Below are 19274 nucleotides of genomic sequence, written 5' to 3'. Positions count from 1 at the left end.
GGCTATGTCCTTGGATCGGATGGCAGGCACTTAAGTTACACCATGAGGCGCGGAATCTGCGAGCAGAGTTGAGGTCCGCGCGATGCGGGAGGCGCTACCGGGCGAGCGGCGGGGATACTGCGGCGAGGGGCTGGAGAAGGCCACCGAAGCAGTTCCCTGACGCTCACCGACGACGCCGTTGCAGCCCCCGCACGCGTTCGGTCCCATGAAGGCGGGGAGGGGTGTGGGTTAACCGGAGCGGTTCGGTCAAATCACGAAGTCATCCGCCGCCAGGCTGGTCTTGGCGAACCCGACCAAGGTGAGGGAGGCGGCCTCGCCGAACGAGATCACCGTGTTGGCCCCGATCTGGGTGGCCAGTGCCATGACTTGGGCGAAGCTTGATGCCAGCGCCGGGTCCAGCGCTATGACATCGCCACTTCCGAGGCCGCCCTGGAAGTCGTCGATGACGTCGTGACCATAGCCGGTCCGAAACACGAAGGTGTCGTTGCCGCCACCGCCGAACAACTCGTCATTGCCGGCTCCGCCCGAGAGGACGTTCCCGATAGCGTTGCCGATCAGTGCGTCGTCTCCGGAGCTGCCGATCGCGGTCTGGGCGCTGCCCTGGAGGATCAAGACCTCGACATTCTCCGGCAAGGTGAAGCTCGCAGTCGCAAAGACGCGGTCGGTACCCTCGCCGGGTTTTTCGACCACTGTGTCGTAGCGGCTGTCGACATAGTAGAAGTCGTGTCCCCGCCCGCCGATCATCGTGTCGCTGCCCCCGGCGCCGATGAACTCGTCGATGCCTTCCCCGCCAGACAGGATGTTGTCGGCCGCGTTCCCGATCAGGGCGTTGTTCTCGGCGTTGCCGATGCCGGTGGTCGCGCCAGCCAGCAAATACAGGTGCTCGACATTGTCGGGCAGCACGTAATCGATCGTGCTGTGGACCCAGTCGATGCCTTCGGCCGCGTCCTCGAAAACCTGATCGCCGCTGTCGTTGACGCCGAACGTGTCGTTGCCGGCTCGGCCGCTGAGGATGTCGACATCGAGCCCACCCAGCAGGAAGTCGTTCCCGGTCCCGCCGATCAGAATGTCTTTGCCGCGTCCGCCGTCGACCACCACGTCGGAGCCATCGGCCCAGATTTTCACAAGTACGGTGTCGTCGCCCTCCGCCGCGCTGACGACCTTCGCGCCAAGCCCGAGCAGGATCGTATCATCAGCGCTCGAGCCCGCGATCATCTGGGTGCCGTCGCCCGCATCGAACGCGTCGAAGCTCGGATCGACCGACTGGGCTGCGCCACCGCTCGGGCCTTGTATGTTAGCGGCGGGCACGCCCAGGCGGATGATCTGGCCATCGCCGGTCATAACCTCTTCGATGCCGCGCAGCGTCCCGATGTGCAACCCGGGAAGCAGGGCAAAGGGCTTGTAGGAAAGGTCGCTGTCCCCCGCGTTCAGCGCCGTGAGCTGGATGGCCGCGCCCACAAGCGTCGGCAGAAAAAGTTTGTCTCCCAGCCCCGAGCCCCCGTCGAGCGTGCGAGCTCCGAACGCGAACCAGTTCGTGCTGTCCAACAGGATCGTGTCGTTGCCATTCCCCGCCAGAACGAAATCGTCCCCGGAGAAGCCAGCCATCCGGTCGTTGCTCATCGTGCCGGGCATGATCTGAATGTCAGGGCCGGTATAGGGAGTGCCCTCCCGAAGATTGCTTGCGAGAGTCGTGGTGTAGAAGGAACTGGCGCTGTCAGCGGCATGCTCGACCAGAAGCCGCGTCTCGTGGGTATAAAGCTCCATCGAGTGAGCTTCAGAGGTGAATGTCTTTATGTCGAAGGAGTCCTTGTCGAGAAGGCTGTGAATAAACACGTCACCGCCGACCCTCACTTTGCCCCCGATTGCTCCGAGTTTCGGTACTGGGTCGAAGACATCGAAAAAATTGACCATCGCTGAGGGGGTGGGTGGAGGCTCTGCGCCGGGAGACCCCCATCCGAAAGCCATCACGGGTTTAGTCAGTGATTCCGCGGCGAAGTATTGAGCCATGGCTGAGCCAAGGCTGTGGCCAGATACAAGGACTTGTTCTATCCCGTTGTTCGCGTCGGCAATATACGCCTTCATCCCAGCGATAAGGGGCTGAAATTTCACATAGTGGTTCTTAAAATTGTCATAGTCCGCAAAGTCGCCAAGGCTATCGGTACCCCGAAACGACACCGCCAGCGTTCGTTTGCTGTCCACTAATCCCGTCAACACCAGCGCATCGGCTTCCCCCGGGGTTGCGCCAGTGGCTCGATACAGGCCATTGACGAAGCTGTAGTGGGTGGATTGGCTATCGACCGCTGGAGCAATCGCCAGTTCGATAGCGGCTACCGCATGCCAGCCGCGAGTAGCCGCAGTAGTCGCGTTCCCGTAGCTCTCCAACGTAAGCTGGGCCATCTCTCGCGTGACATTGCCGCCCGTCAGCGTAACGGCATTGCTGACCGGAGCGGCGAAGCGGACGCGCTCAACGTCGAATGTATCGAAGAAGACTTGGGGGCTCCCACTTTGCGTGGTGGGGACGAGCGTTGTGCCCAGGCCATTCAGCGTGATGACGTACTCGTTGGCAGAGCCCGGTAGAGTAATGAGGTCTCCGAGAGTTTGAACGGCGCCGGGGGACCGAGGATTGAGCCCTCCATGGATTGCGTGGTGCGTGCCGGTTGCGATGGCGGAAAGTCCGTTCGTCTGGTAGTCGAACGTATCGGTCCCTTCGCTGCCCTTGTAAGTGTCGGCTCCAGACGAGCCCAGGATGGTGTCGTCTCCCCCGCCCGCGTCGATGAAATCCACACCTCCGCCCCCGTCGATCCGGTCGGCTCCGTCCCCGCCCGTGATCGTGTCATCGGCGGAACCACCCTCCAGGATGTCGTTGAATTTACTTCCAATTATCTGGGAAGATACATCGAGTAGCGCTGCGTCGAGCCCGTCAACTCGGATCGGAGTATCGGAGGTGAACGTGCCGAGCGTTCCACCGGCATCGCCGAACTGCGCTTGCGTTAATGTTAGAGCATCGACGGCGTCATACCAATTCTGCACGATACCAACGTAGGCATTCGCAGCAGCGAGGAATGCTGCATGTGAGCTGTAAAAGCCGGCCACATGGTCTTTAATATCGGGGAAGGCAGGGGCACTCACCTGCAATCGAAAACCGACTTGGTTTGCGACATCGACTTTGTAGATTGCGGAACTGGTCGGAAGAAAATCATCGACGTCGTCGCCATAGAACTGACCCCTGTAGATCGCGTAAGTTTGCGCCGGGACCAGAACGCCGTCAGCATCCGGCACCAAAACAGTGACCGTTCGATAAGTTTTATCTGAAAATATATCGGCTTGAGACACAATTTCAGACGATATTCCGCTGAAAAACTGTCGGGTATGAGTGATGCCGCGATAAGATTGGGAGTAATCGTAAGTTATCATTACAATGGCTCCGAATTGTAGAAATATGGGTATTATGGAATCAATCTACGCTCGGCAGTGCTTCGCTGTGAGCGCTGGCACGGTGAGATTCGGCGTGAAGTTTCTCTCCTCAATGCTCAGGGTATCGGCGGAACTCGTCCCCGAAGAGGCCGATGGCGAGTAGGGTGGCGCGGGCAGTCTTATCGGTTTGAGCCCGCATGACACCCGCCCGGCGCTCAACCTCCTTGGAGCTGAGGCCACCACTCTTCAGGCTCGCCTTGTAGGCGGCCATTTCCTGCCCGCAAGATTCGCCAGAGGTGGGCGCATTTTCGACCACCGCAGAAACCATGCCTTTGAGCACGCAGAGTTGATAGGCCTTCGCTCGAAGTGAAAGGCTTTTGCCGACGCCGTCGGATCGGGCCGCCGCCGGAGCCACCGAGATCAACAGCACGAGGAGTGCCCCACCTCGCGGGCTCATTTGAACTCCTCAATCGCTGAGGTCACTTCCTTTAGTTTGCTCTCAACGGTTTCGGTCAAGGCCTCCCTCACCGATCGAATGCGATCCCTTACGTTGGCGGGAGCAGTTTGGAGCATCTCGGCGGCGCGTTCTGACAGTCGCCGAATGTCAGGGTCATCGGCGCTCTCACCTCCGAACGTCCGCGAGATGGCTCCAGCCAGCATGGAATTAACGAGCCGAGCCCGAATATCGTCACGAATTCCCCGGAGCTGGTTGAACAGCTCCTCTTTGGGATCATCGATGGCGCTCAGCATGGTCGATGCAATATCGCGGGTGTCTTCAAGCTTGGCCAACGCATTGTCTACACTCCGCGAGATCGCCCGGCCCGCATTGATGACTGCCCTAGGCTTCTCCGGCAATTCATCGAAACTCATGCCATCCAAGGCGCTGCTAAGGCGTGCGGACGAGCCAGAGGCACGCGTTGTGGGGGCCACCTGGGTGGGGGCCGTCGGAATGTAAAGCGAGGGCACGACTCCACGGGGCGGCGCCGAAGACCGCGAAGGAGCCCGCGCAGCGGGGGCGCTGGGTTGGCCCCTTACCTGGGGCTGAGGCCGAACGATGGGCGGTGTTGTCGGTTGCCGGCTTGGAGCTGCTGGCGCCGTGAAGGGCCGCTCACGGAGGGCAGGCGTGGCATAGCTGCTTGAAGATTGAGGAACGATTGGGCACCTAGAGAAGCACTCAGCATTTCTCGTCTGGGCAAGTGCGGCCTCGGGCATTTGCTGGGCTATCACGAGCGCAAAGCAAATCAGCAGCCGCATCTTCGCGTCTCCCTAGGGGCGCATGATGACCGAGTGGATTTCTCCGCCTACATCTACATCGAGCCGCAGCGGTGCTCCGCCGCCATCTGCTTCAGCCAGCACCACAAGCCCGCCATAAGTACCCTTTGGGGCGAGCGTGGCCGTGCTCACGAAAGATTTCGGAGCTTCATCGGTTTCAGCGGACGCATTTGCCTGGGCCTCTGCCAAACTTGCCGTGGACGCGGTGATCGCCACGACGCTCCCCGCCTGCAAAGCGGCGGTGGTAGCCTGATTGAAGCGCCCCGAACCGGCGAGCCCCCCGGCGGCGGCTCCCAATGCTATCCCAAACGCGGCCAAGGCCTCTTCGTCTTGCTGCTTCTTGTCGATGGCTGCCTGCATCCCGGCATAGCCCAACACCGGAACTGCCTTTTGCTGCTGTTGTGCTGAAATAGAGGCTTCTCCGAAGTGAAGCGGCTGAGCCCCCTTGTTGCGAATTTTGACGATTACTGCGGTGCCATAATCTTCCCATGCCGCGTCGGAGCTTATAGACACCAGCAAGTCGCTTCTCTTGCCGCGAGATTGAATGATCTTCTCTCCGGTAAGCTTATTGACGCCTTCCGTTTGGGTAGGGTTGGCTTTCTCAATCGTCCTAAGCTGCGCGGTTGGGCCAATTTGACAAGCCGAAACAACAAGCGCGACCGTCAGAAGATAGCTGATACGCCACTGCATCTTGGACGCCCCCATCCAAATCCGCGACTTATACAATTTGAGGCGAATTGGCTTAATCTGTCAACGTATTGTTGATCTTTCGATTCCTACTCGAAGGATCATATCTAAAGGGGGGGTCTTTCCATTACTAATTGCGGCTCGGTTAGCTCGATATCCGAATTTCCGCACAGCCCAAAGCTGCTCGCTAACGTAGCCGGTCGAGACGGTGGCGGCGCGAGCCGATTTATGTGGCCTTGAAACTAATGAATGGCGCTATCTGCACCACTTGGGCGAGGCACTCGAAGAACCATTCTGCTCCGCTCATCTACACCGGTAGAGCGGCCAGTTCCTCAACGAAGTCAGGGGTTATCAGTCAATTCAAGCGCTTAAGGAGCCTTGAAAGACGAATGGTGCCCAGGGGCGGAATCGAACCACCGACACTGCGATTTTCAGTTGCGGGTAAGTGTCTGAAAAACCTAGGGCGTGTTACCGGCGCCCTAGGCCGATCCCTTGATCAGCCCGACAGCCACGAGCGCGGCGCGGATCGCAAGCAGCAGGCCGAACGCTGCGGTCATGTCGGTGCGCAATTGGTTCACGCGAGCAACCAGAGCGTCGGCCTGCGCCTGCGTCGCGTAGCCGTAGGGCGTCGTCTGCGTCGCCGCTGTGCCGACGACTGCGGCGCCGATGGTTAGCGAGATCGCAGCCTGCGCCGCCTCGCCGGCTTGAGGGACGGGCGTCACACCATAGAAGCCGATCGGGGTGGCAGTGCTGTTCCCGAGGAAGAACTTCGTGAAGTGCGAGATCGGGCGCTTGCCGCTGCCAGCGACGGGGTGCCAGACGTAGACGAGCTCGGTGCCGATCGCGGGCTCGGCCAGGGTTTCGAGGTTGGGAAGCGTGGTCATGGTTTGCCCTCGTTAAGCGGCGGCACGCGCACGGATGGCAGTTCTTGCCAGATCGTCCAGAGCCCATGCGGCATGCGGTAGTTGATCTGTCCGCGAATGATGAGGCCCTTCACTTGGTCGAGCTCGGTCGGGATGGCTGCGCAAAGGTCGCGCCGGCCGGGGCCGAGCGCTGAGGTCTCGGGGTTCCGCAGAACCTCGCCATCGCTTTCGCGTGCCGTGATGACAGGGAACTCGACGGCGGTCCCTTCGACCGTGATCGTCCAGGCGACGACGATCGGCTGCGCATAGCGGACCTTGACCCAATACCAGGTCCAGCACATCCGGCCCGGCGTGCGATCTCCCGGCTCGAACTCAACGCGCTGCTCGGACAGCACCGGCGCAAAGGCCGCTTCGAGCCGCGGGGTCCCGAAGACGAACATGATCGTCCCGACGACGCCAGCAGTCGCCCACACGCCAACGGCAGCGGCGGTGCGCGCGGATAGCATCACTTGCCCCCTTTGATCGTGAACCAGATCGCAGTCCCGATGCCTGTCATGAACAGGCCGACGATCGCGAACATGCCATGACGGACCACGGCCTCGCGGGTCTCTCGCGCCGAGCGCATGGCAGTGAAGTCGCGGCGGACTTCGATCAGCGCCTTCTTATCGCCGGGCGCGACGTCGAAAACCTGCTCGAGCAATCCGTCGATCGCGGCCTTTGCAGCGGTCTCGGCGATTTCCTCGATCTCCTCCCGCTTCACGGACTGCTCTTGCACCATGCGCGCAGCCGACTTCGCCGCCGTCGTGGCGAGGCGATCGAGGTCCGACATGTGGACAACCGCCGTGCCCGGCAGCATGGGCACAGGGGGCGCATTGTGATCGTTATCTGCCGTCAAGGTGCCTTCCATCCGCATATCTTGGCGCCCTTCGAATTGTGGACGGCGACTTGGTTCTGCGTGTTCCGCGTATCTTGAGACGAGGCGACGATCGGCCCGAAGACCTGACAGTCACCGCCGCCAGGGGTCTGGCAGGACGCAAGCGGGATCGTTGCTGCACAGAGCACCATCACGCTCCACTTCACGCGCCGCATTTGCCGCCTCCGTGTTCTTCTGCGCCACCTTGGCGAGCGCGAGCTTTTCGCCGTCCATGCGGCCCTTCGTGTACGAGACCACCAGCAGCGCGAGGACAACGGCCGCGGCAATGGCGTAGATCTTGGTCATTCGACCGCCTCAACCGGCTTCGCCTTGCGCCACAGCAGGAAGGCCGCGACGGCGCCCAGCACCAGCAGCACCCCGATGAAAGCCGGATCGGTCAGAACGTCCTTGTAGTCGCGCCAGAAACCCAGCACGGCGCCCGCGCCGACCAGGCTGCCCGCGCCGACCTTCTGTTCCGTGCTGATCGTCTTCTCGACCGGCGGCGGCGGCAGCGCCTTGGCCGTGCCACCCTCGGGAACCTTCGGGCCCATCTCGGGCTGGACGCCGCCGGCAGCCATCGCCATGGCGCGCTTGCGGATATCGGCGACCCGGTTGCCCCAGCCCTTGCCGAACGTCTTCCACGTCGGCAGGCTCTTGAGGAAGGCCAGCCGGCGATCGCAGAGCGCGTTGATGAGCTCGCGCCGATCCTCGATGACGATCGCCTTCAGCGTCTCCTTCCCGACCCATCCGTCAGCCTTCGCGCCAACGGCAGCCTGCAGCGATTTAACCGCCCGCGACGGCCCGCTGTTCACGCCGAAGTCGTAGACGCAGAGATCGACGCCAGGCGGCAGGTTGTCGGCGCCGATGCGGTCCCAATAGTTCTTGCGGTAGATCTGGAGCGCCGTCGCCTTCGAGAGGTTGCGGATTTCGCTGTCGGATGCCGGGCGGCCCAGCCACGCGGACAACGTCGCCTGCGTCACGCCATACATGGTCTTGCCGCCGGGGTCCGCCTTATGATCGGACCACCCGCCTTCCCACCTCGCCGTGATCTCATGGCAATCGTTGAAATTGGACATCGGGCACCCCTTGAGATGCCCGACCTTGGCCGCGCAGGTTGCCCGGTGCACCGCACACGCGGTTATGTTGCGATGGTCCAAACCCAGGTTGGCGCCGAGCTATGGGTGATCTTGATCACCTCGCCGTGCCGCACCAGCACTTGGCCGCTCGTGAGGCCGAGGGCTCGCGTGGCACCGGCTGCCCCAACCGCGATTTGCGTCACCGTGCCGCCACTGATCGAGACGTTGCAATCGAAGTTGTACGGATTCGCGAATTCGACCGTCGTCGCCGGCACAGACGGGGCCGCGCCAAGATCGCTCGTCGGCGCGCGGGAACCGAAGTTGCGAGAGATGTACGTCGTTGCGGTGCTCGTCTCGACAACGGCCGACGCCGTCCACACCCATGTGGGCGCGACGGTATAGGTCAATTTGATGACCTGGCCATTCGGCACCACGACCGGGCCCGAGGTCACGCCAGTCACCACGGTTGAGCCGGCCGGGCCCACCGCGATCGCGCTAACCGTCCCGCCTGAAACCGTCACGATGCAGCTGCACCCGAACGGATTGGCAAACTCGACGGTCGTGGCCGGGATGGTCGGCGACGCGGCAATGCCTGCGCCGATGTGGTTGTCGACGATCCGGTTGCGCAGGTTGCGCGGGCCGGCATCGGAATAGATGCCCTGCATGAGCGCGCTGGTATCGCGGCGGTCCAGCGCGTGATTGCCCGAGAATACGTTGTCGCTCGAGCCGCCGCCGGCCTGATCGATCGCGGCACCGAACTGAATTGCCCGCGCCCCATAGACGGCGCCGGGATCCAGGATCGTATTGGCCTCGAACCGGCTGCGCGACACGTCAACGCCAGCAATGCCCATCGTGCCGGGCGCTTCGATGTAGTTGCCGCGCACGAGCAGATCGAGACACTGCGCCGGGTGGTCGGTCACCGAACCGCCGTGGAAATACATGGCCGCGGCGTCGATGTTGGGCACGACAAACCACGACCACGAGCTCGGTGCCACGCTGTAGTTCATGACGATCTCGTCGCCGCGGTAGATGACCAACGACTTGTTCGGCCCGGCCGGGTAGGCGGCGAAGCTGTCCTCCGGCAGCTCGATAGTCGGGACGGTGCCGACGCCGCGCTTGCGCAGGAAGGTGACATTCGTCCCGCCGACCCACTGGATCAGCACCGGATAGGTGTAGATGTCGGACGGCTGCCTATGGGCATAATGCTCGCCGCTCGCACCGATCGCCGGCGCCGTGATCTGCACGCCAGCGGACGGGCGAATGAAGCGGTTGCCGATATAGCGGCCGCGCCGCGGCCCAGGCGTGCGCACTTGGCCCGTCTGAAAGAACTCGGTCATGGCGCCGCTATCGAAGACGCCGCCCGTCCCGATGAACGTGTTGTTGACCACATCATGGTCGGACATGCCGAAGTCCGAGCGGACCATGCCGACGTGCTGGTGGAAGCCGACTCGGCTATCAGGATGCGCGCCGACCGGGTAGAGGCCGAAACCTTCGACGCGGTTGCCGAACACCTTCAGGCCGGGATCGTTGAAGCGATCAAGGAACGGGCCGGAAGCGTTCTTGCAGTAGTTGTTGCTGACACGGCCGTCGATGCACGAGCCCACCTGAATGACGGAGCCGGTGATGCCGGCCGGCGCCAGCGCCGTCGCATATTGCGGCAGGACGCCACGCAAGCAGCCGTAGAACTCGTTCCCCTCGATGATGGGGTTCTGGGCACCGACGCGGACGCCATTCTCATCATAGGCCCGCGGATCGACGGTGCCGGCGACGATGCCGTTGCCGTACGCGTCATAGATCTTGTTCCCGATCGCGGCGAAATTGTCGATGCCGAGAGTCTCGATCGCCGAAAGCGAACGGCCGAAATGCCCATCGACGACAATGCCACTGCCGTTCTGGTTCTTGCAGTGGATATGGAAGCGCTGAACGCTGACGTTCTTGTTCTTATAGCCGCCATTGACCGGGTCATAATCCTTGTCGAGGTCAGGCCCGTACTTGTCGAAGTTCAAGAACTGGAAAACGTTGTTGCGCGTGATGTTGTCGGAACCGTTCAGCCGGCCGGGCTTCGGGATCAGGTGGGCGTTGTCGCTGATGAAGTGAACGTTCGAGAGGCCGCGCCCATCGAGCCCGTCCTGAATGGCGTAGTAGCCCGGCGGGAAATACACGATGCCGCCGAGCAGGTTCGCCGCCTCTGCGGCCTGCCGAACCGCAGTGTCGCACGTCAGGCTCGACGGGTGCTCTGCCGCCGCCTCGCTGGAATAGGGGATGTAGTTGAACGGCGGGGAGGTGACGACGAATTTGCGGTCGGGGTTCTGGACTGAAGCCGCGGCCGCCAGCACCTGAGCGAGCACGGCCAGGATGTTGTCTGGCGCGCCGACCAGATTGTTTTCGATCTCGCCGATCCGGGTGTCGTGGCCATCGAGGCGCGTTTCCGCATCGTCCGCCCGCTCGACCAACTGCACGAGCGCGATCTGCTGCGCGAGGTTGAGCGTCTCGTTTGCCGTCACGTCCGCGCGCACCTCCCGCGCAATGGCGGTGAGGGTGTTCAGTTCGACATTCAGATCCTTGGCCGGGATGCCGCGGCCTTCCTCGTAATTGCTGGTGCGCCGAGGAGCGCGGCGGCCCTTGATCACGAGCGCACCCGAGATCGGCGCCGAGAACGTGATCGAGCAATTCGTGTAGGTGTTCGGCGAGCCGTAAAAGCCGGGCTCAGCCGCTGCTGCCAGCGTCCAGCCGGCAACAACCTCGCCGTCCAGCGTCACGCGCAGATCGGCGCCCGTATTGTCGAAGAGCGGGAACGGCACCGGGAACGGCCCGGCGCTGGCGTTCGGGCTGTACGAGACGATGCGATCGGAATTGGCGATGACGGGCGCGACCATGGCCGGACGATGGCCGCCCGACCGACAGCCCGCACCGCACAGGCGCTATCGCGGCGCGCGCTCCGGGATGCCCATCACCGAGTTGACGCCCTTCTCGACCTGATCGAGTAGACCGCGGACATAGAAGAGATTCTGAAAGGGCACCAGCCGCCGCACTGCCGTCGTGTCCGAGGCGGTCCATTCGCCGGTCGCCGCCGAGCCGCTGATCTGGGCGATGCGCTCGATCTTGCCAGCAGTCGGGCCGGCGAGGGTGCCCAGGATGCCGCGCGACTGCATGCGCGAGAGCGGCTTGTCGGCGCCGATCAGGCGGAACACGTCGGCCTGGCCGCGCGTGATCTTGCCCGAGGTGGCGTTGATCTCGTCGAGCCAGCCCAGCACGCCCGAGCGCGACACGCCTTCCTTGAACCAGTCCTGCGGCCGATCGCTGGCCGGCTGGCCGGAGACCCAGGTGTAGAGGCGATAGGACAGCATGCCGAGCAGCACGGAGGCGACCAGGCCCTGCAGCGTATTGATGTCGGAGCGCTGCAGGTTCGCGATCAGCATGCGCTCGTTGGCGCCGGCGATGAACGCCTTGAACTGCCCGAGCAGGGAGACGCCCGAGCGGGACATCCAAAGCGGCTTTTCCAGGCCGGGCGTGACCACGGCGATATCCGTCTCGCGGGCGAGGGCGGCCTCGAATGCCTGCGCCGCGCCGCGATCCTTCCAATCGGCCGTGTTCGGCAGCCGCACGCCATCGACATTCGCCCCGCCGCCGTCCTGCATGGCCGACCAGATGCGCTGCGCCATGGCGTTGTCGATGTTCGACTCGGCCATGTTCGCGATATCCCGCGCGGTGCCGCGCCCTTCGGAGATCCGGCGCGCGGCCCGCAGCATCTCGGCGCTCGCCGTCGTCGCGGCCACGGACTTGACCATGTCCGTCCAATAGCTCTGCAGGTTGGCGATCTGCGACTTGTCCGCCGCCCACTGCATGGCTCGCTCGAACTTCGTGCCGGGCTTGTAATTTTCGGTGATGTCGGAAAGCGCGTGCTGCCGCAGGTTCAATTGCGTCTCGACCGCGATGCCCATGGCCTTCATCTGCCGCAGTTCAGCGGCCGACTGCGGAGAGGACCCGGTCATCGCGCGGAAGAACGGCAGCCAGCCGTCGCGAAACACGTTGACGAAGCCGTGCCGAAACACGACGCCGGCCGCGTCGCCCATGCTGTTGAGGGTCGACGTTCCCAGGTCGGTGATGACGTTGAAGTTGCGGGCGACGTTCGCCGCGCGGGCGATGTTCCGGCCGGTCGTATCAGCGGCGATGCCATAGACCCCACGGATGCGGTCGCGCGTGGCGCCCACATCGCGCAGCATGCGCTGCTTCTCTTTCTCCAGCGCGTCGAGCGCCTTCTCCGACATGCCCGGCTTGGCCTTCGCCGCGTACTCCTCGTTGATCTGCTTCATGACGTTGACCATGTCGACATCGCCGAAGCGCTCGACGAGCGCCATATCGGGCAGCAGCGTGCGCGTGACGGTGCCGAGCAGATGCTCGACGTCATCCTCGATCAGATCGCGGACGAGGGCGGTTGGGATGGCGAACTCGCGCGATTTCAGCGCGCCGCGCATCTCGCCCGATTCCGGCGTTTGCCGGGCGCCACCGGCCGAGGCCACGTCATAGGGCAGCCGGCCGTCAGGCGTGCCAAGCAGCCGGTTGACGATCTCGTTCGCGCGGCTTTCCAACTCGATCCGGGACAGATCGCGATCCGATCCGACAATGCGGCGCATGGCAGCCATCACCGGACGGTCGGCGGACGCCAGGCGAGCGGCATCAGGGCCGCGCGCAGTCGCCGCCTTCTCGCGCGAGCGGATCGCCGTCAGCGCCTCGCTCGCCGACTTGCCGCCCCATTCCTGCAACTCGCGCTCGACCCGCGCCAGGACATCGGCCTCTGCCGCCTTGCCGAGCTCCAGCGCGTCATCGAGCAGCTGCCGCTTGGTTGCCGAGCGTGATGCCTGATCGTTCAGGATGCCGATGCGGCCGCGGCTCACCCGGTCAGGTATTCCGGCCTCACTCTGCCGGCCGGCGAGCAACCGGCGCCGCCCGGCGGCTGCCTCGCGCCCGGCGAGACCCTGCTGCACGGCGGCCCGGGCCGACGCCAAATCTTCCCGGGCGAGCGTCAAGTTGCCCTCAACGCCTTCGAGCCGAACAGACGGCGGAATGGCTGCGGCTTCCATCTCGCCGAGTGCGCGATCGAGATCCTCCAACGACCGGGCCGGTGCATCCTCGCCGCGCAGGAACGCCGCGACATCGCCGCGCGTCTTCGGATTGAAGCCGGCGCGATCCATCGCCTCGTTCACCGATGCGGCGAACCTCGTGGCGTCGAGCGCCATGTGGTCTCCGGCGGATAGGCTATCGGTCCAGAAGAACGGATTGCGCCCGCGCAGCGCTTCGTCGAGCCATTCGAGAACCTGCCGTTCATCCGGCCGCTCAGCGAGGCGGAATTCCTCTTGCAGCTTCTCGCCCCATTCGTCGACAGAGCGGCCGTTGCGGCTGACAAGGCCGGGATGCTGGCGCGTCGAGCCGACCGTCGCCATGACATCGCCTTGGCCTTCCCGGATGCCGCCGTTGCGCGCGAGCCAGTGCACGAACGAGGGCTCTTTCACCGGCCGGCGCTTCCCGAGCACGATCTCGGCCGCCATCTTGCCGACGCGGTCGCCGAGGACGGCGTCGGCTTCCGCGCGCTCGATCCGGTCAAGGTCGCGGTCAGTGACGCGGGCACCGGCTTCCTCAGCGCGGGCGGCGCGGAACTCGCGCTCTAGCTGATCGATGCGCTCGCGCAGGCCCGGGTCGCGGACCTCCTCGCGCATGGCCGCAATGAATTCCTCGATGTCGGCCTGCTCTTCGGCCAGCGCCGCCGCGCGATCGTCCAGCGTCGCGACCCGCTTGCCGGCGCGCTTGGCCTCCATCGCGCGTTCCGAGATGCGTCCTTCCAACTCCGTGGCGCGCTGCTCCAGTCGCTCGACCTGCGCCTCAAGCTTTGCGCGCTTGTCGTCGAGCCCGTCGAGCTCATCCGACAGCGCGCTCAACCGCTCCTGTGCACCGGCCTTGCGAGTCTGCTCGCTCTCCAGCCAGTCGGTGAAGCGCTTGACCACGTCCGGCCGCTTGGCGGCGATCTTCTGCTTGTCCCACACGCGGGCGAACCAGGAGGGATCATTCTTCGGGGCTGCGTCGGGATCGAGCAGCTTCAACTCGACGGCTTTCGCGCGGATCGGCTCCAGCACGTTGGCGCGGATCGCCTTCGCCGCGCGCTCAACCTGCGGCACCGCATGGACATCGCCCGAGAACAGGGCCGTGGTCACCTCCCGCTTAAATTCGGGGAAGCCCATCTTTTCCGGAGCCGCGCCGCGGAGGTCATCGAAGCCAGCGCGCGCGATCGGTGCCGAGGTATCAGCGGCGCCGAACCGGTAATCCGCGAACGCCTCTTTCAGCGTCTCGCCGGCCTCAAGCTGCATGCGCACCTTTTGCGACTGGACAAGCCGGCTGAGCGGCGGCCCGTCGAAAGAGGTCGCCACGCCGCGCGCGTTGTCTTCGAAGCGCAGCGAGGTTTCGGCCAGGTCGGCCATGGCGCGCTTCGCCGCGATGCTGTCCGAGGAGAAGACGCGCATGGTCGGGCTGGACCGCTCCATGAGCCAGCCGATAACCGGCACCTTGTCGAGGCCGAAGCCGACGAGTTTCAGCTCGCGCGTGTCCGCCGCGGCGGCGCCGGCCGAGCGCGCCATACCAACGGCAGGCGCGCCGAGCGCTTCGTCTACCGTCTCGGAAACCTTCAGCCGATCGCCGTAAAGCGCGGACTCAAGCGCCGAACGCTCCGCGCGCGTCATCAGCGCGGCAGCACCGCCGCCGATAAGCCCGCCCAGGATGCCGCTCGTCGCGATCGAGATCAGGCTCTCGCCGGCCGAGCGGGTTTCCTGCGCCGACTGCAGGGCGAGCTCGGAGACACCCGTTTGCAGAGCGGACAGACCGCCGACCAGCGCAGCCGAGCGCGCGACGCTATAGCCGCCGCGCACCGACTTCACAGCGCCGCCGACAGGAAGGAACATCAGCGGATCGAGCGTGCCGGCGAGGATCCCCGCCGCGACGCCCCAACCGCCGGCATCATGCAGCACGCGCTTGTCCGCTTCCTCGCGATCGATGCGGGCCTGAAAGTCCCGCATCTCGTCAGGGCTGCGGATCGACAGCGCTTCGTCGAGATAGTCGCGCTCGTATTTCGTGCCGCGCAGGGCCGCGATCGGGTTGTATCCCGGCTCCGGCTCATAGATCGGCCGGTTCAGCAGCGAAACGACGTTCGAGACGACATTCTCCTGCCGAAATGCAGAGCCGAGCACGTCCCAGGCACCCGCCCCGGTCGGAAAAGGATTCGGTTCCGGCGCTGTCGTTGGGGTGCGAAGAGCAGCCTGAGGTTCATCGTCGAAGGTGATCGGCATCAGCGCGACCTCGTGCGGCGTTGTTCCGCGCGGCGTCGGATATCGGCCTCGTATCGCTCTTGCGATGCGCGAGCCTCTTCCATGCCTCCGAAGGTCGCGAGCGCCGCGTCGCGGCCGGCGGTCAAGGCGATATCCGGGTTGGCTGTGAACCGCGCCTGCTGTCCCTGCGCATTCTGTAGCGCGACGTACATGCCGTTAGGCGCCATGACGACGATTGGATAGGAGGGCGGCTTGCCAGCGTTGAACTCGGCCTCGGTGCGTGCATCCGGAACGATCATGCGCGGCGCTCCGAGCATGGCCGTCGCCTCCGGCGAAGCGATGTTCTGGCTGGCGTCGCGACCGGTAATGTCGGGAATGAGAGCCCCCATGCCGTAGAGAGTCGTCCGAACGTCGTTGTCCAGTTGCTTCGCGATCCAGTCATGCGAGCCGCCGATCGGCGGATAGGCCGCCGACTTCTCCGGCGCGAACTTCATCAGCCGGCCGCCGTTGGCGATCGACGGCGCCCACACCTTCTTGAGACGGTCGACGGCGATCTGCCGCGCCTTTCCTTCGTCGCCGATCTCGGCATAGACCTCGGAGAATTCGCGCTCGAAATCGACCTTCAGCTCTCCCGCCTGCAGGGGCTGGGCCGGGGCGGACGGCGCTGTGAAGGGCATGACCGACTCGTCGAAATAGCCGGCGATGTCGCTCGCCGTGACCTTCTCGACCTTCTTCACGCCCTCCGCGCGCATCGCCTCGCGGGCCTTCTGCGTCGATGGATCATCCGAGCGCAGCATTTCCTTCGCCAGGGTCTCGGCCGGCATATAGGCCATCTTGGCGTTCCAGAGCTCGAGCTTATTCTCGACGCTGGCGCCGAACGCCTTCGTGAACGCCGCCGGGTCGCGCTTGTGCTCAGCGTCGAGCGCGGAGAAGGCCGCCGTCATCTTCTGCGGATCGCCCGAGCGCGACATGCCGATCAGCGCGTCCTTGACCGGGGCTTGGCTCATGATCGCGCCGAACTGATCGGGAGGAAGCTGCACGAGCCCGCCCAGGAGCTTGGACGCGGTCGCGCCGTCGCCCTGCGAGAACTGCTGTGCAAGTTGCCCGACCTCGGCCTTCGTCAGCGGCAGAACCGGGTCGACCGAGCCCGTCGCCGAGCGCAATTCGTTCGAGGCCTTCGCGCGGGCCGGCAGCGCCGCATCAAGGTTGTTCCAGTCGAGCGGCGCCTGCTTGGCGACCATGCCATAGCGTGGCCCGGCCGACATCGGATCATCGGCAAGCGCCTTGTCGCGCGCGTCGAAGGACTCGGTCAGGTTGTCGAGCATGGCGCGCTGGATCTCGGACGAGCCGCCCGAAAGCTCCTGCGCCAGGCGCTGCATGGCCGCGTCGCGAACCGGCTTCGGCAGCCCCTCAAACTGCTTCGACGCTTCCAGCGACTTGACGAGGCTCATCGTCTCCGTGCGCAGCTTCTGGTCGCCGGACAGCGTGACCATGTCGATGAAGGCCGTGAACTCCTGCTCGCTCGGGGGAAGCCCCTTCTTGAAGCCATCGGCGATCGACGGCGCGAGGCGGCGCGCGTCCTGCCCCATGGCCTTGCGATAGTCGTCGATCATCGAGGCGTCGGGATAGAGGAACGCCCGCCCGCCATCGGCCGTGTTGAAGCGGCGCGGTTGCGCGAATTCGGGCCCGCCGCCGGGCGGTGGCGGCTTCCTGTAGCCGGCGACGTCGTCCAGTTTGAACAGGGACGACGAGACCGAGCCCTTGACCCGGTTGCCCGCGTCGTCCGTGCCGCCTTGGTTGCCGCCGAGCACGCGGATATAGCGCTTGCCATCCTTCTCTTCGAAGCCCTGCACGATGCCGGCATGGCCCGAGCCGTCGCCCCAATTGAACACGACGATGTCGCCGGCGCCGGGCGCATCGGTCGGCGTCCCGTAATTCAGGAAGTCGAGCGCCCGCAGCGAGCCGGTGCCCTTGCGCCCCGACGCGCCCATGACGGCGTTCACGAAGGCCGCGCACCACGGCACCGTCGCGGGGTCGATCTTGCTGCCGGCGTATTTCTCGATGAAGGACGAGAGCGCTTTGCGGCCGGCCGGGTCGCGCTCGTTCATCCCGATATACATTGAGCCGACCTGTTCGGCGCTCGTCGAGCCGGACAACTGCCGACCGTTGAAGAGCACCGGGCCGGACGGCGGCGCGCCCATGTTCAGGTTGGCGAGGATCTTCTCTTTGTAGTTGCGCGTCTCGATCGGCAGGACGGCGTCATTCTTGCCCGAGGCGATCCACTCCTGCGCCACGCCCGGGCCAGCGTTGTACGCGACGAGCGCCGCCGGCACGTCGCCCCCGAATTTCCGCAGGTTCTGCGACAGGTAGGCCGTGCCAAGCTGCACGTTCAGATCGGTGTCGCTCTTCAGGATCGCTTTGACCTCGTCGTCAGACTTCCCGTCGAGCGCGCGGATACCGAGGCCAGTCGCCACCTCGCGCGCCGTGCCGGGCATGACCTGCATGAGGCCGGATGCGCCCTTGTGCGATTCCGCGTTCGGATCGAAAGTCGACTCCTGCTGCATCACCGCGCCGACGAGCCGCGACATGCCAGGGCCGCCGGGGCCGCCGGTGATCGCCTGCCGGGCGAAGTTGGCGCGCTCCGTCGTCGGCAGGCTCTCGAACATCTTCCACTGCTCTTTTGCCGCCCGGGCCGAGACGAGCGCGCGCACGGTCGGCGCCGCGCCGGCGGCTGAGGCACGCTGCAGGAAGTCGTCGAAAGAGGCGTCATCGATCGCGACGCCGTTCTTGATGCCGGTGAGCAAATCCTTGCCTTCCGCCGTCACCTCGCGGCGGGCGGTGGCGAGTTCCTTCGAGCGCTCGTTGATCACGGACTCGGCCAGGTTTCGATAGGTGCGCCGCTCGCGCGCATCCATGCCGAGCTTCTCGTCGTTGAAGAAGTCCTGCACGAACTTGCGCGCAGGCTCGACGCCTTGCTCGGTCAGCAAACGGCGCGTCATCGCCGCAGCGCTCTCGCCGGTCAGCCGGCTTTCCAGCCGCTGCGTGTCGAAGGCGTCCTTGTCGGCCGTGTACGGGAACTTGCCGTTCGCCGCGAGCTGCTGGCCGATGTCCTTCCATTCCGCCTGCGCCCGCTGATATTCCTCCGTGCCGACGCCGCCCTGCGCCGCCAGCGCTTCCAGGTTGTCGGCGACGAGCTTGCGGCGGTCGACCAGCGAGGAGAACGCATTCTTCAGGTCCAGGTCGTGCTTGGCCGAGATCAGGCCCTCGAAATACTGGCCCGCCGAACGCTCGGCTTCGTTCCGCAGGAACGGCCGCAGCAGCGGGTCGCCATTCTTGCCGACGTTGGCGATGTAATCCTTGGCCGCCTTCTGGAACTCGGCGGGGCGCCCATCGTACTGATTGCGGAGCTCGAGCAAGCCCTGCTCAGTCTCGGTCTTGCCCATTGCAAGCCCGGCCTGCCGAGCGGCGGCATTGTATAGCCGATCGCCGCTCGTGAACTCGCCGCGCCACTGGACCTGAATATTGCCGTCCGCGTCGCGCGTGACAGCCTTTGCACCCTGCGCCGCCTGATACGGCGCAGTGGCTTCGGTCAGCGCCTCGCCAACCGCGCCAACCGCGCGCGCCAACTCCGTGTACGGAGCCGCCTGCTGCGCCGCGCTGATCGTGGACGTTGGGATAGCCGCGAGGCCCGGCTTGGGCTTGCGTGCGCCGGAGGCGTCGAGAACGTCAACCATGCGCG

Annotated in this window: 12 protein-coding genes; all 12 read right to left on the bottom strand. The window is 64.7% G+C overall.

The genetic code is table 11. The annotated features are described in order from the left end of the window. Window positions 1–246: 246 nt before the first annotated feature. Window positions 247–3414, bottom strand: coding sequence for a hypothetical protein (locus EV560_RS19435; protein ID WP_131857454.1), 3168 nt, complete (start codon window positions 3412–3414; stop codon window positions 247–249). Between the two features lie 109 nt (window positions 3415–3523). Then, entirely contained in the window at window positions 3524–3844 is a 321-nt protein-coding gene (locus tag EV560_RS19430) for a hypothetical protein (protein ID WP_131857453.1), read from the bottom strand. 23 nt (window positions 3845–3867) lie between these two features. Further along, window positions 3868–4284 (bottom strand): hypothetical protein, encoded by a 417-nt coding sequence (locus tag EV560_RS19425; protein ID WP_131857452.1) that lies wholly within the window; start codon window positions 4282–4284, stop codon window positions 3868–3870. 396 nt (window positions 4285–4680) lie between these two features. Then, a complete protein-coding gene (locus EV560_RS19420; RefSeq protein ID WP_131857451.1) occupies window positions 4681–5376 on the bottom strand; it encodes a hypothetical protein in 696 nt (231 codons plus the stop codon). 476 nt (window positions 5377–5852) lie between these two features. Continuing rightward, window positions 5853–6257 carry a hypothetical protein gene (locus EV560_RS19415; protein ID WP_131857450.1) on the bottom strand — a complete coding sequence of 135 codons (405 nt, stop codon included), beginning with the start codon at window positions 6255–6257 and terminating at the stop codon, window positions 5853–5855. Next, window positions 6254–6742, bottom strand: a complete 489-nt coding sequence (locus EV560_RS19410; RefSeq protein ID WP_131857449.1) for a hypothetical protein — start codon at window positions 6740–6742, stop codon at window positions 6254–6256. The genes EV560_RS19415 and EV560_RS19410 overlap by 4 nt, the downstream gene beginning before the upstream one ends. Beyond that, complete coding sequence (locus EV560_RS19405) at window positions 6742–7143, bottom strand: hypothetical protein (protein WP_131857448.1); 402 nt, start codon at window positions 7141–7143, stop codon at window positions 6742–6744. The genes EV560_RS19410 and EV560_RS19405 overlap by 1 nt, the downstream gene beginning before the upstream one ends. Window positions 7144–7242: 99 nt before the next feature. Beyond that, window positions 7243–7455, bottom strand: a complete 213-nt coding sequence (locus tag EV560_RS19400; RefSeq protein ID WP_131857447.1) for a hypothetical protein — start codon at window positions 7453–7455, stop codon at window positions 7243–7245. Beyond that, the gene (locus tag EV560_RS19395) at window positions 7452–8225 is read right to left on the bottom strand and encodes a glycoside hydrolase family 108 protein (RefSeq protein ID WP_131857446.1); all 774 of its coding nucleotides are present in this window, start codon (window positions 8223–8225) and stop codon (window positions 7452–7454) included. Before EV560_RS19395 ends, EV560_RS19400 begins: the two co-directional genes overlap by 4 nt. Window positions 8226–8287: 62 nt before the next feature. Then, window positions 8288–11101 carry a right-handed parallel beta-helix repeat-containing protein gene (locus EV560_RS19390; RefSeq protein ID WP_131857445.1) on the bottom strand — a complete coding sequence of 938 codons (2814 nt, stop codon included), beginning with the start codon at window positions 11099–11101 and terminating at the stop codon, window positions 8288–8290. A 45-nt stretch (window positions 11102–11146) separates the two neighbouring features. Beyond that, complete coding sequence (locus EV560_RS19385) at window positions 11147–15457, bottom strand: coiled-coil domain-containing protein (RefSeq protein WP_131857444.1); 4311 nt, start codon at window positions 15455–15457, stop codon at window positions 11147–11149. Between the two features lie 98 nt (window positions 15458–15555). Further along, the gene (locus EV560_RS19380) at window positions 15556–19269 is read right to left on the bottom strand and encodes a transglycosylase SLT domain-containing protein (protein WP_131857443.1); all 3714 of its coding nucleotides are present in this window, start codon (window positions 19267–19269) and stop codon (window positions 15556–15558) included. Between the last annotated feature and the right edge of the window lie 5 nt (window positions 19270–19274).

The sequence above is a fragment of the Allobosea sp. BK604 genome, from assembly GCF_004341515.1.
Lineage (GTDB): Bacteria > Pseudomonadota > Alphaproteobacteria > Rhizobiales > Beijerinckiaceae > Allobosea.
This window is presented reverse-complemented; position numbering and strand designations above follow the sequence as displayed.